Origin of the sequence: Stutzerimonas stutzeri (assembly GCF_024448935.1) — a bacterium.
Classification (GTDB): Bacteria; Pseudomonadota; Gammaproteobacteria; order Pseudomonadales; family Pseudomonadaceae; genus Stutzerimonas; species Stutzerimonas stutzeri_AO.
The window spans coordinates 1-585 of the sequence record NZ_JAMOIE010000268.1; the positions used below are offsets into that span (position 1 = coordinate 1).

Below are 585 nucleotides of genomic sequence, written 5' to 3' on the forward strand. Positions count from 1 at the left end.
TACAACCTCGGCGCGCAGTCCCACGTCGCGGTCAGCTTCGAGTCGCCTGAATACACCGCCGATGTCGATGGTATGGGCGCCTTGCGCATCCTCGAAGCCATTCGCCTGCTGGGCCTGGAAAAGAAGACACGCTTCTACCAGGCCTCGACTTCCGAACTCTATGGTCTGGTCCAGGAGATCCCGCAGAAGGAAACCACGCCGTTCTACCCGCGTTCTCCTTATGCGGTGGCCAAGCTCTATGCCTACTGGATCACCGTGAACTACCGCGAAGCCTACGGAATGTACGCCTGCAACGGGATTCTCTTCAACCACGAGTCGCCACGCCGCGGCGAGACCTTCGTGACCCGCAAGATCACCCGGGGCCTGGCGAACATCGCCCAGGGGCTCGAGACGTGCCTGCACATGGGCAACCTCGATGCGCTACGCGACTGGGGCCATGCCAAGGACTACGTGCGCATGCAGTGGATGATGCTGCAGCAGGAGCAGGCCGAAGACTTCGTCATCGCCACCGGCGTGCAGTACTCGGTGCGTGAGTTCATCAAGTGGTCGGCTGCGGAGCTGGGCGTTGAGCTGCGCTTCGAAGGG

At 61.9% G+C, this 585-nt stretch carries 1 protein-coding gene; it reads left to right on the forward strand.

The genetic code is table 11. The annotated features are described in order from the left end of the window. Positions 1 to 585, forward strand: a 585-nt coding sequence (locus tag NA637_RS25295; RefSeq protein WP_256075413.1) for a GDP-mannose 4,6-dehydratase, incomplete at both ends; no start/stop codon positions are given.